12 protein-coding genes and 1 riboswitch are annotated in these 13,317 nt (G+C 44.1%); of the genes, 1 reads left to right on the top strand and 11 read right to left on the bottom strand.

Features of this window, described 5'->3' with window-relative positions:
- Positions 1-157: 157 nt before the first annotated feature.
- The 11 genes from MKY99_RS08220 to metA all read right to left on the bottom strand — a co-directional run bounded on the left by MKY99_RS08220 (position 158) and on the right by metA (position 11,718).
- Entirely contained in the window at positions 158-811 is a 654-nt protein-coding gene (locus MKY99_RS08220) for a response regulator transcription factor (protein WP_339269821.1), read from the bottom strand.
- Between the two features lie 3 nt (positions 812-814).
- Entirely contained in the window at positions 815-1,891 is a 1,077-nt protein-coding gene (locus MKY99_RS08215; RefSeq protein ID WP_339269819.1) for a sensor histidine kinase, read from the bottom strand.
- Entirely contained in the window at positions 1,892-2,971 is a 1,080-nt protein-coding gene (gene liaF / locus MKY99_RS08210) for a cell wall-active antibiotics response protein LiaF (protein ID WP_339269817.1), read from the bottom strand.
- A gap of 246 nt (positions 2,972-3,217) precedes the next feature.
- Positions 3,218-3,361, bottom strand: a complete 144-nt coding sequence (locus MKY99_RS08205) for a hypothetical protein (protein WP_156114753.1) — start codon at positions 3,359-3,361, stop codon at positions 3,218-3,220.
- A gap of 176 nt (positions 3,362-3,537) precedes the next feature.
- Positions 3,538-4,383: a 3D domain-containing protein gene (locus tag MKY99_RS08200; RefSeq protein WP_256716342.1), complete on the bottom strand. Its 846-nt coding sequence runs from the start codon at positions 4,381-4,383 to the stop codon at positions 3,538-3,540.
- Between the two features lie 136 nt (positions 4,384-4,519).
- The gene (thrS, locus tag MKY99_RS08195) at positions 4,520-6,457 is read right to left on the bottom strand and encodes a threonine--tRNA ligase (protein ID WP_076300071.1); all 1,938 of its coding nucleotides are present in this window, start codon (positions 6,455-6,457) and stop codon (positions 4,520-4,522) included.
- Positions 6,458-6,955: 498 nt separating this feature from the next.
- The gene (locus MKY99_RS08190) at positions 6,956-7,123 is read right to left on the bottom strand and encodes a toxin-antitoxin system HicB family antitoxin (protein ID WP_042186214.1); all 168 of its coding nucleotides are present in this window, start codon (positions 7,121-7,123) and stop codon (positions 6,956-6,958) included.
- An 11-nt stretch (positions 7,124-7,134) separates the two neighbouring features.
- Entirely contained in the window at positions 7,135-7,977 is an 843-nt protein-coding gene (locus MKY99_RS08185) for an SPFH domain-containing protein (RefSeq protein ID WP_042186213.1), read from the bottom strand.
- 206 nt (positions 7,978-8,183) lie between these two features.
- Positions 8,184-9,320, bottom strand: coding sequence for a cyclic dehypoxanthinyl futalosine synthase (gene mqnC, locus MKY99_RS08180; protein ID WP_042125644.1), 1,137 nt, complete (start codon positions 9,318-9,320; stop codon positions 8,184-8,186).
- Positions 9,321-9,588: 268 nt separating this feature from the next.
- Positions 9,589-10,761, bottom strand: coding sequence for an aminotransferase class I/II-fold pyridoxal phosphate-dependent enzyme (locus MKY99_RS08175; protein ID WP_076284218.1), 1,173 nt, complete (start codon positions 10,759-10,761; stop codon positions 9,589-9,591).
- A 36-nt stretch (positions 10,762-10,797) separates the two neighbouring features.
- A complete protein-coding gene (gene metA, locus MKY99_RS08170; protein ID WP_339269813.1) occupies positions 10,798-11,718 on the bottom strand; it encodes a homoserine O-succinyltransferase in 921 nt (306 codons plus the stop codon).
- Between the two features lie 113 nt (positions 11,719-11,831).
- Positions 11,832-11,962, bottom strand: a riboswitch (SAM riboswitch).
- A gap of 398 nt (positions 11,963-12,360) precedes the next feature.
- Here metA and corA point away from each other — a divergent pair.
- The gene (corA, locus tag MKY99_RS08165; RefSeq protein ID WP_042125638.1) at positions 12,361-13,296 is read left to right on the top strand and encodes a magnesium/cobalt transporter CorA; all 936 of its coding nucleotides are present in this window, start codon (positions 12,361-12,363) and stop codon (positions 13,294-13,296) included.
- Positions 13,297-13,317: the final 21 nt, after the last annotated feature.

Genomic DNA, 13,317 nt, shown 5'->3' with positions numbered 1-13,317 from the left:
CCTAGAACGACGTCCATGAACGAAGTCCAAGAACAAGGAACAAACAACGATTATAATTAACCAAAAACCACAAGAAATCAAGATTTAAAGGGAAGTTTTCCCTATAACTTACTTTTAAGCCCCCATAAACTACTCCAAATCATCTTGAACAACAAACCTAACCCTGAGCCCAACCCTTCCGATGAGCATAAATAGCCAACTGGGTTCGATCATCTAGCTCGCATTTCATCAGTAGGTTACTGACATGCGTCTTCACTGTCTTGATGCTGATATGTAGTTCCTCGCCGATATCCTTATTGGTCTTGCCCTCAGCAATGAGCAGTAAGACCTCCTTCTCACGCTCCGTCAAGCCGGAGGAATCACCTTGCACTGTACGCTGGCGAATGCCACGTGTCAACGCTTGCGATACATCACCAGTCATAACTGGCATACCGCGAAATGCGCCTTGCAGTGCGTAGATCAGTTCCTCTGCCGATACGGTTTTGAGCACATAGCTGACTGCTCCAGCTTCTATAGCGTCCACGACGAGGTCATCCTCTAAGAAGCTGGTCAAGATAACGATTTTGAGACCAGAAAATTCCGATAGCACTGCACGAGTAGTCTCCACACCATTCATCACAGGCATCATCAGATCCATTAGCACGAGATCGGGTAAGCCTTCATGTCCGCCAGCACGCAGCATCTCCAGCGCTTCCTGTCCATTTGCTGCTTCTCCTATAACCTCAAACGTCGGCTCCAGCATCAGATATGTTTTAAGACCCATCCGCACCATATCATGATCATCCACGAGCAACACTCTTATGACGCTCATGCTCTATTCCTCCTCGTCCTCTGTATCTGTTCCTAATGCTCTTTTTTCCTCTAACTCAGAGTTCCCTTGCACAAACTTAGGGATATGTACGCGTATGGTCGTTCCCGCACCCTTTCGGCTGATAATCTCCACTTGTCCACCCAGTTTCTCCGCACGTTCGCGCATGGTGGTAAGACCGTATGATCCCTGTTTTTGCTGTATATGTTCAAAACCTTGACCGTCGTCGCTAATACTCAGCACAACCTGTCTTGACCCTTCACGCAGTGATAAACTGACCAGTCTAGCTTCAGCATGCTTGACAATATTCGCCATAGCCTCCTGGATAATCAAGAATAACTGATGTTCAATAGCCTCAGATAATTCTCCTTGCAGCTCAAGCTCCTTCATTCCTTTTAAGCCGTTCTGGCGGCAATAATCTGGGAACCATTTTTCCAGTGCTTCGAAGAGATTCCTGCCTTCCAGCTCCACCGGTCGCAACTGTGCAATAAGTGCTCTCATCTGCTTTTGTGCCATCTGTGACATTGCAATCAACTGATCCATTACCAATTGACCTTGAGCTTCATTAACCTTCAGCACTTTAGGCAGCGAAGAAGCCGACATATGGATGGCAAAAAGCTGTTGGCTCACCGTATCATGCAAATCCCGGGCCATACGTCTTCTTTCCTCCAACACCGCACTCTCCGCTGCCTGTTCCTTCTCAATAACTTCTTGTTCACCTAAACGCTGCAGAAGCTTCATCTTGTTCTCAACCGTATCCATCATGACATTAAATTCATGGTACACTCTCGCAAAAGACTGGTCATCACTCTCTGGCATACGTACGGACAGATTCCCTTTTGCCACCTGCAGCATATTTAGATCCAGATGATCAATCCGGCGCTGAATGCGCTGACCTGCCATATAGCCGATTACAACAGTGAACAACACGATCCCCAGACATAAGTACAGCCACATGCGATAATCCATTACTTCGATATACCCAAGGCAAGTGCCTGCATACATCAACCCCGCGCTTACGGCTCCAGTGAGCAAAAAGTAAAACAACAACAACCATTTGGTATTACTAAAGATTGTTCCCATCTAACCCACCGTTTTAACTTTAATGTCACCTATAAAAGCACTTACGTTAATGCGGACTTTTTTGCCCGCTTCTTTATAATAAGGCGTCTTGCATTGAACACTGCTCATAAATCCACTCCGAGACTGATCCAGAACTTCCATATCGCCGATAAATGAACTACTGTTCACTGAGATTCCAAGATCCATATCATTCGGAATGTACACCTTGATGTCGCCTATAAAAGCGGAGATATTAATCCTCGTCTCTCCATAAGCAATTTGCGCGTTCGTCAGATCCAGTACAGTATCACCTATAAACTGCGAGACATTTGTGTTCTTCAGTTGAAAGTGCTCGCGACCCATGTGAACATCCCCGATAAAAGCAGAGCGATTGGTTGACTCCTTGTTGTTACTCTCTGTCTTATGGAACTCCTCATGCCATTCCCCATGTCTTCTAGCGTGACGCTCGTGACGTTCCTGACGTCTGCGCTCATGACGCTCCTGTTTCTCCTGCCAACGTGATTCAGCGGTGGACTTAAAAGCTCCAGTTCCGTCCTCATCCTCTTCTTCATCTTTTTGCAGATTAATATTCCATTCTCGCCCACCAGAAGGTTTGCCGAATTTCTGCTCGAATTGTTCATCTAGCGTGGAATCCAGCGGTTTTGGCGGCTCCACATCTAGCGAGCTTTTTCCTGGAGGAAAGTAATCAGGTGGTGACGGTGGCGCAGGTGGCACTGGTGGTACTGAACCTCGTGGTTTAAAAATCACATAAAGACCGCCACCAATAAGCATGATTGGAATGAACATTTTGAAAAAATCCCCGGCTGAAATATCGAACCAGTCCAAATTTCGTCCAAGGAAGAATACTCCGATCGCCAGAAAGAAAAAACCGCCGATAGGTGAAGATCCACCTTTTTGATGTTCGTCTCCCGTACCCAGGAGTCGCTTCATCCCCATGAGGATCAAGATAACAGGCCAATAATTTGAGATTAAATACCCTAAGCTGAAATCGGTGTAACCCAACTGTCTAAGTAGAAACATGGCTCCAATCCCTATCAGGATCAAGCCGCCAAAAATCTGACTTGTGAACCTTCTTTTCATATTCCATTTCCCCTTTAAATTAGTGGAACGCTCTCTTCTTCAATCTTATAGCCTTAGTCTACAGGAAGTAAGCGCTCATAAACAGCGGCGAGAGAAGGAACTTCCACTCAGTCTCTAGACCGAGACGAATGGGTTAATATTCTATTTACTTCATTATATATGAAATATAAAAAAAAGACTGTCCCTCAGTTATAAACTGATTTGGGACAGTCTCTTTATTCAGCAGTCTTCTGCTTCAGTAGCGCATTATTGTTGCGGTTTCTGAGCTGGTTTAGAAGTATTTCCACTTTGCTTAGTTGTGCCGTCATTCTCAACAGCAAACTCAGCATTGTATTTTTCATTCGGTGTTTTGTAGTTTTCTTGAACTTTAGACTTTTTATTATTAGCCACGGAATTCACCTCCCTTATCCCTTATGCAGCATAGATAATGCTTACTAAGAGAACATCTCGGATGAGGCTATTGCTCTGCCCCAGTCCGTATTATGGCAAGGTGATGTCACTATTATGCATGACCAAGTGAAATTAAGTTCAATCCACCAAATTCATTGAAATATAACCGCTATATCTTAAATGGATTCTTCCAGCAGGGATTGTGGTACAGCATTGTAAGTCTCAATCGCCTGAGTAAGCTTCTTCAGCATCACTTCTGTACATGTACCGTTTCCTCGCTTAATGAGCTGAACTACAACTGATTTTTTGCCCCATTCCTTATACACCTGTTTCGTAGTAGCAAAATACAAATCAATCTTTCGCCCTTTAATGGCAGATCCTGTATCAGCGACGATGCCGTATCCATAACCAGGTATATAAAGTATACTCCCTAACGGGATTACCTTAGGGTCAGCAGCAATAGTCGAGACTGTGTTCTTATCTCTACGTACTTTAACACCTGAATAGGTAATTCCGTATTCGGGATGTTTAGATGTTTTACCTGTAGATTCATAACCCGCAGTATAACCCGTCGCCATCACTTTCATTGAAGTAATAATTTGGTCAGGAGCTGGCGCAGCTACGGGAATAGAATTCGGCGATTTTGAAGAGCCTGTACCCCCACTCCCTTTGGTAGTTGGAGCTTTAGTGCTCTGTGGTGACTTTGTAGCTACTGGTTTATTTTTTGTTGTCGCAGGAACGATCGGTACGCTGGAATATGGCTCGTTTGATAACAAGGTAGCACGGCCAGTGGTGAGAATAGCTTGTTGATCTTTGGTTCTCATTGAACCTGAGTTAGCCTGAGTATGTTGCAATTCGTTCGAAAGCGTTTTGCTAATATCTGTGTGCTGTAATGTGTCTTCTGTCCCATTGGCCACAACTGCTTGATGCTTGGATTCAGGAATGATACCTGCAGCAGTCAACAGTAGGACTATTGTGACGAAAAGACACCAAAACCTCTGAAATATGCCCATTTTGTTCATGTGATAAACCTCCCCCTTATTAGCGAAGGTTTCCCGATTCACAAAATTTTATACATAAGGATCAATTTTCGATCCTTACGGGCATATGACAGAGGTCGTTATTAGACGTAATTTTGGTGTTGATTATTACAAGTAATTAGGAGATTACACGGTCAGCAATTTCCTGAGCCAGCAGCTCAATAACTTCTTGAAGCGGCTTAGCTCCCATATCGCCTTCTCCACGCTTACGGATGGAAACTGTCTCGGCATTCATCTCATTCTCGCCAACTACGAACATGTATGGTAGCTTCTCCAGCTGAGCTTCACGGATCTTATAGCCAAGCTTCTCATTACGCAAATCTGCCTCAGCAGAGATACCACGGCGACGCAGCTTGTCTGTAACTTCCTTAGCATAATCGTCGAAGGCAGTCGAAACAGGAATAACTTTAACCTGCTGTGGAGACAGCCAAAGCGGCAGTGATCCTGCAAAGTTCTCTAACAAGAAAGCAACAAAGCGCTCCATAGTACCTAAAATACCGCGGTGTAGAACAACTGGACGGTGTTTCTGACCATCGTCACCGATATATTCCAATTCAAAGCGTTCAGGCAGCAAGAAGTCGATCTGTACAGTGGAGAGAGTTTCTTCTTTGCCTAGTACAGTCTTGATCTGCACATCCAGCTTAGGACCGTAGAAAGCAGCTTCGCCTTCTGCTTCGTAGAATGGCAGACCAGCTTCTTCTACAACTTCACGCAACATACGCTGTGCAGTTTCCCACATTTCGTCATTAGCGTAATATTTCTCAGTATCCTTAGGATCACGATAAGACAACCGGAAACGGTAGTCATTAATACCAAAGTCACTGTATACCTGTTTAATCAACTCGATTACACGAATGAACTCGCCTTTAATTTGATCCAGACGGCAGAAAATATGGGAGTCATTAAGAGTCATCGAACGCACACGGTGCAAGCCAGTCAATGCTCCTGACATTTCATAACGGTGCTGGATACCCAGTTCAGCAATACGGATCGGCAGATCACGATAGCTGTGCATGGAGCTCTTATAAATCATCATGTGATGCGGGCAGTTCATTGGGCGGAGAACAAATTCTTCATTATCAATAGTCATTTTAGGGAACATGTCCTCTTGATAGTGCTCCCAGTGTCCAGAAGTCTTATATAGTTCAACATTACCAAGAACCGGAGTATATACATGCTGGTATCCTAGACTTGCTTCCAGATCCACAATGTAACGCTCCAGAATACTGCGCAGTTTAGCACCCTTAGGTAGCCAGATCGGCAAGCCTTGGCCTACTAATTGATTAAATGTGAAGATTTCAAGCTCTTTACCCAGCTTACGGTGATCGCGTTTCTTGGCTTCTTCAAGCAGACGAAGATGCTCATCGAGCTGCGCTTTTTTAATCCAAGCTGTACCGTATACGCGTTGAAGCATTTTATTCTTGCTATCGCCGCGCCAGTAAGCACCAGCTACATTCATCAATTTAAAGACTTTGATCTTAGAAGTCGACGGTAAGTGTGGTCCACGGCACAAGTCGAAGAATTCGCCTTGTTCATAGATCGAAATCACACTATCTTCAGGCAATGCTTCAATTAGTTCAAGTTTGTAAGGATCGCCTAGCTCACCGAATATTTGGAGCGCTTCCTTACGGCTAACTTCCTTACGTACGATTGGAAGGTTCTCAGAGATAATGCGATCCATTTCCTTTTCAATCTTTAGCAGATCCTCAGGATTAAGCGGATGTTCCAAATCCATATCGTAGTAGAAGCCATCTTCGATAACAGGACCTACACCAAGCTTAACTTCCTTTGTTCCATATAAACGTCTTACAGCTTGCGCCATCAAGTGGGCAGTACTGTGACGCATAACTTCCAAGCCTTCAGGTGAATCCAAAGTTACGATTTCTATCAATGCGCCTTCCTCTAGCGGAGTGGACAGATCCACGACAATGCCATTCAATTTCCCTGCCACCGCATTCTTGCGAAGTCCACTACTAATAGAAGCCGCTACATCATCAATATTACTACCTTCTGCGTATTCCCGAACGGAGCCGTCCGGAAGTTTAATACTTACCATTTTAATTTCCTCCTTCATTTCCTTAAGCCAAACAACAATTTTAAATTTTTCGAAACGGAAATATCCACGCATACAAAAAACGCCCGTCCCGCAAAGGGACGAGCGATTGCACCCGTGGTTCCACCCAAATTCGATTCTCTCAATCTGCTCTTAAAGCAGAGTCGAGTCAGAATCCTTCGTAAGCATGGAATAACGACCATGAACCGGCGGTTCTTACTATCCCATTTCAGAGAATTCATAACCGCAGCTACAAAGGGGTAAATCGATAGTAGGATACCGGAGGAAATTACAGCCTATGTTCCCTCTCTCTGATACGGTCCAGAACAATCCATTCATATCTTTGTCAAAGCTGTTAACGTGAATTATGGAGTAATTATAAATCTGTCCTCTCTGACAGTCAAGTCTGTAGAGGGGGCAAAATTTTGTAAACCGCGGAAACAGTCACCTACACGGACAGTTCTGCAGCCAGGAAATAGCGCTAGAACTGTCCTTAACAGGTTACTCTTCTCGGCGTTTCCCAGGTAAGCGGCCTGCACGTTTCAAAGACTCACGCAGCAAGTATTCGATATGTCCGTTTACACTGCGAAATTCCTCTCCCGCCCAACGTTCCAACGCCTCATGCAGATCCGGATCGATCCGCAATGGAAAGCTTTTCTTGGCCGCCATGATGCACCGCCTTAATACAACGAGCCGGCGTTAATGACCGGACTCGCTCCGCGCTCCGACACGATCGCCACCATCAGATTATTAATCATGGCCGCTTTACGTTCTTCATCAAGCTCCACTACACCGCTCTCTTTAAGCTGTTTAATCGCCATATCGACCATGCCAACTGCACCTTCAACAATGATTTGACGAGCAGACAGAATGGCAGAAGCTTGCTGCCGCTGCAACATGGTGCTGGCGATTTCTGTTGAATAAGCTAAATGTGTAAGCCGGGCTTCAATGACTTCTACACCAGATAAGGACAAACGCTCTTGAAGCTCAGTCGCTAATTCTTTAGCAATTTCATCTGCATTGGCACGTAAGGACATCCCAGATTCATTGAAGTTATCATAAGGGTATTTGCTGGCTACATGACGCAGCGCCGTTTCACTCTGAATCTCTACGAAAGCCATGTATTTATCTACATCAAAGAGGGCTTTAGCGGAGTTAATCACCTTAAAGACGATAACTGCAGCAATTTCAATCGGATTACCTTCAACATCATTGACCTTGAGCTTCACACTGTTAAAGTTACGAACGCGTAGGGAAACCGTCTTACGTACGCTGAACGGAATAACTGCGAACAGTCCACTCGTTGCAATAGTCCCTACATATTTGCCGAAAAAGGTGACTACAACCGACTTATTAGGTTGTACAACCGTAATACTCGTACATAGTATTGCTGATACAACGAACAGAATGACCGGTACTGCAATATACTCCTGAACAGCACCATAGATTCCACCAGCCAAACAAACTGCAATTAATGCGATAACCCAAAATCCGCTGACAGGACGAAGCGTCTTCTCCTTCATAAAAAGCACCCCCATAAGATATTCTTTTGATATGATTATGATATCACTTTTGGATAATAATGTGTATACAAAAATGTAATAAAATAATGAATTTATGTTCACAGGTAAAATAAACCTTCGAAATCTTAACCATACAAAAAAACGCTTGCTGCTCAATCATCCACAAAACGGATTAACGAGCAACAAGCGCTGATTTAATTTATATATTAGTTCTGCATGATGAAATCATTATCAATCTTCGCATTAGCATCATCGAACACGCGCAGAATATCGTAGCGTGTATTCCGCTGTGCCGGGATTTTGCCTGCTTCGCGGATCAGCTGAGTAATCGATTCGATATTGACCTTGTAGGTCGCGCCCGCAGAAGATACTACATTTTCTTCAATCATTGTACTGCCGAAATCGTTGCAGCCATATTGAAGGGAAAGCTTGCCGACCTCTGGTCCCATTGTTACCCAAGAGGACTGGAAGTTCTTAATGTTGTCTAGAACAAGGCGACTAATGGCTACCGTCTTCAGATATTCTTCAGGCGTTTGTCTATCCAGCTTCAGGTTAGTATTGTCCGGTTGGAATGTCCAAGAGATAAAGGCCAAGAAACCCTCTGAATCATACTTGTTGGCAATACACTCGTCCTGAGCCTCACGCACACGAAGTAAGTGTAATGCCCGTTCTTCCATACTCTCACCAAGTCCAATGACCATCGTAGCTGTCGTATTCATACCGATCTTATGCGCTGTCTGCATTACGTCCATCCACTCGCGCCATGAGCCTTTAAGTCGGCTGATCTTGCGGCGTGTGCGATCATCGAGAATTTCCGCTCCCCCACCTGGTAGTGAATCCAAGCCAGCAGCATGGATTTCACGCACAACTTCCTCGAGCGATAATCCAGATACTTCTTTCATCTTCATAATCTCAGCAGGAGAGAAGGAATGCATTGTAATCTCAGGAAAACGTTGCTTAATTCCGCGAAGTATATCGGTATAATAGCTGAAAGGAAGATTTGGGTTCGTACCGCCTTGCATCAGTATTTCTGTACCATTTACAGCGATAGTCTCAGCGATTTTTTGGTAAATCGTCTCATCCGGCAATACATAACCCTCATCAGAGCCCGGTCTGCGATAAAATGCGCAGAAACGGCAGTAGACATCACATACATTCGTATAGTTAATATTACGACCAATTACAAACGTGGCCATCGGGTCTGGATGCCAGCGTTCCATTATGGTGTTTGCAGCTGCACCCATTTTCTCAATTTCGTTGCTCTCGAACAGCCGGATGGTATCTTCCAATTGGAGACGTTCACCCCGTAGGGCTTTGTCCAAAATAAGATCTATCGCACTCATCGTTCGCATCCTCCTTCTAAACCCTTAGGGGTATGGTAGAATCACAAAATTACAGGAAGAAAAAATGTTGTCTCTTTTTTCAAGGTGACAACCCTTTCTCATACAATTGAACAGTTCATTTCCTCATCGTATCACAATCTGAACAGCTTGAAAAATGCTTTTACATTCTTCGCAAATTCCTATCCAGAAGAAAAGCAGCATCGCACTAAGCGATACTGCTAGTTATACTCTATTTCTCCACTAACACTCGATTGAACATTTCTTCCTGTTACTTGGACTCAATTTCTGCCCTAGCGGCCTCTAGTGCTTGGCCAAGATCAGCAATCAAATCCTCTGCATGTTCAATACCGACGGAGAAGCGCAGCAAACGATCATCTACACCCACAGCATTTCGAATCTCCACAGGAATATCAGCATGTGTTTGTACAGCCGGATAAGTCATAAGTGACTCTACGCCGCCCAAGCTTTCTGCGAATGCAATAAGACGAATATGACGAAGAAGCGGCTCTACGTATCTGGCATCTTTTAATTTGAAAGAAAAAATACCGGTATTGCCTGAAGATTGACGATTCTGGATTTCATGTCCTGGATGATCAGGCAATCCTGGATGGAACACTTCCGCAATCGCTGGATGCTCTAATAAGTAGTGAGCGATCGCTAGTGCATTGCTTTCGTGACGCTCCATACGCAGCGCCAATGTCTTCAAGCCTCTCATCAACTGATAACTGTCTGTTGGTCCGAGCACGGCGCCAATAGAGTTATGTAGAATAGCTAATTCAGCTGATAATTCTACACCCTTGGATACAATCAGGCCTGCCAGTACATCATTATGACCACCCAAATACTTAGTAGCGCTATGAACTACAATATCCGCACCTAATTCTATAGGCCGTTGGAAGAATGGAGTCAGCAGCGTATTATCTACAATGCTAAGTAACCCATGGTGACGTGCCCAAGTGCATACGGCTTCAATATCCGTGATCATCATAAGTGGGTTCGTTGGCGTTTCAATAAATACAGCTTTCGTATTTGGACGACGCGAAGCTTCCAGTGCATCCAAATCATTCGTGTCTACATAAGAAGCAGTGATTCCAAACTTGGACATAATCCGTTCCAACAAACGATAGGTACCGCCGTAAAGATCCAGCGAAACGATCAGATGGTCGCCTTGAGCGAACAAGGTAAGCACCGTTTGTATCGCTGCCATCCCAGAGCTACAAGCAAATCCTGCATCTCCAGATTCCAGTTCCGCAGCTGCATTCTCAAGCACTGAACGGGTCGGACTTTTGGTGCGGCTATAATCAAACCCTGTGCTTTGACCGAGTTTTGGATGACGAAATGCCGTTGCATTATAAATTGGAAAATTAATTGCTCCTGTGGCAGGATCTTCTTGAGAACCTATTTGAGCCAGTCTACTTTCAATCCTAAGTTTGTCATCCATGATTAATGCCTCCTAATTTATATTGTAGCGCTATTATCAATAAACAATCGGGTCGATATCATAAGGCGTTTCTTGATATACATAGTAATTGAGCCAGTTAGAGAATAATAAATTGGCATGCGCACGCCACACTGCTGGAGGTGTACGTTCTGGATCATCTTTAGGGAAGTAATGTTTCGGCAAAGCCATCTCCATCCCTCTAGACACATCACGGTCATATTCCCATTTCAAGGATAGAGGATCATATTCGGAATGTCCGGTCACAAATATTTGTTTACCGTCGTTTGTAGCCACTAGATACATACCAGCTTCTTCGGATTCAGCCAGAATCTGCAGATCTGGGTTATTCTCAATATCTTCACGGGAGACATCGGTATGACGAGAGTGTGGTACATGGAATACCTCGTCAAAGCCGCGCAACAGTTTAATGTTATTTTGATTAATCGTATGAGAGAAGACGCCAAAACATTTCTCAGGCAATGCCACTTTACGAACACCAAAATGATGATATAAGCCTGCCTGTGCCGCCCAACAAATATGCATGGTTGAAGTCACATTGTCCTTGCTCCATTCAAAAATCTCTTTCAGTTCTTCCCAATACGATACTTCCTCGAACTCCATTTGTTCTACAGGAGCACCTGTAACGATTAAACCATCCAAACGGCGGTGGCTGATCTCGTCAAAGGTTTTGTAAAAGCTCTTCAAATGTTCAGCAGAAGTATTCTTGGAAATATGGGAACGCGGATGCAATAAAGTAACATCAACTTGTAGTGGCGAATTTCCAATTAAACGCAGCAATTGAGTCTCTGTCGTCTCTTTAGTCGGCATGAGGTTCAGAATAGCAATCCGTAGTGGACGGATATCCTGATGGAAAGCCTGACTTTCGTCCATCACAAAAATATTTTCTCCGGATAGTACTTCTTTCGCCGGTAAACTGTCGGGAATTTTAATTGGCATTGTCTTTCCACTCCTTAGCTGAATTTAGTTATTTTGCCGCACTGCGGCTTGCTGAACATAAAAAGACCTTCCTCGGAAATCGAGAAAGGTCATATCTACAGTCATATGTGCCTCTCTCATCTGCCAGAATGTTCCTGAAGACGATTAGACGTCTGCAGAAATTCCGCAAGAATTAGCACCGTGCGTTTACACGCCGGTTGCCGGGTTTCATAGGGCTAGTCCCTCCACCTGCTCTTGATAAGATTTAGCTGTATTCAATTAAATTACTTTAAAATTCACTTTAAATCATGAACCTCCTTTTCGTCAAGTCCATACAATGCTGAAGAAGCCTCAAAATCACAATAAATTTGCTTGAAAGAGGCATACTCCGTTGTTATACTAGACAAGTATTTCATACCTGAACGAAAAGAAGAGGTGAGAAGAAGGATGGAAGGCGACCCGAGCTCGCAAATATGTGTACAGAATGAGCAACCACACAGGATAATCATCAGCTTGCCGGCGGCGGGAGCAGTTCTTCTTCATGCCCTCGAAACGTCATTTGGCCCTATGTATTGATTGTACCGCCGGCCAAGCTGATTTTTTTCTCTGTGCTTAATTTAGCAGTCCCTAGTGAAGACCTGGGGATAGGAGGAGTGAAATCAGATGAAAATCCGGCTGGTAAATGCAGGGGTTTTTACACCTATTGATGAAATTGATGAAACACTAACACCCCCAACGGAAGGGTTCTATTGGATTGACGCCGATGTTGAGGATTTGGAGCTGCTTCAGCCCTTGTTCAACCTACATGATCTTGCTGTTGAGGATTGCCTTAGCGAAGAGGATCAGCGTCCAAAGATCGAAATATACGAAAGTCACTACTTTATAGTTGTAAATAGCATCCGCTTTGACGATGAAGAAATTTTTCTACGGGCGCTCAATGTATTCCTTGGAAGACATTACATCATCACTGTCACGAAACAAAAGATCAATGAACTACGAATCCTGAAGCCTATGCTCTGGGAGCAAGAAGTAAGTGAACCGGATATGTTCCTTTACTTGCTAATTGACCTTGTCGTTGATAACTATTTCTCCGTCGGCGACCGAATTGAAGCTCGGATTGAGAAGCTGGAAGAAGATATCCTCATGCATACCAAGAAGTCACATCTCAGTGAAATTATCGGTCTGCGAAGTGAAATTCTATGGTTGAAGAAAATGCTGGGGCCACAAAAAGAAGTGATCAATACCCTAAATAAAAAAGACCTCCGTCTGATCGATGATCAGCTGCAGAAATATTTTAGCGACATTTATGAAAATGCGGTTAAAATATCTGAAACCTTTGAGACGTATCGCGATCTCATGGGCAACTTACGAGAGGCATACCAATCCAGTATCGCCAACCGCGCGAATGAAATTATGAGAGTATTTACTGCGATTACAACAATATTCATGCCCCTGACCGTAATTACCGGAATCTACGGTATGAACTTTGATCATATGCCCGAGCTTCATACGAAATATGGCTATTATGGCGTTATAGGCGTTATGTTGACTTTAGGCTGTGGGATGCTCTATGTTTTCCGCAAGAAGGAATGGCTATGAAACGAACCGGACGAATAAGCA

The organism is Paenibacillus sp. FSL R5-0470, from assembly GCF_037975205.1.
Lineage (GTDB): Bacteria > Bacillota > Bacilli > Paenibacillales > Paenibacillaceae > Paenibacillus_AQ.
Note: the sequence above shows the minus strand (reverse complement) of the source record. Positions and strands in the feature narration are given on the sequence as shown.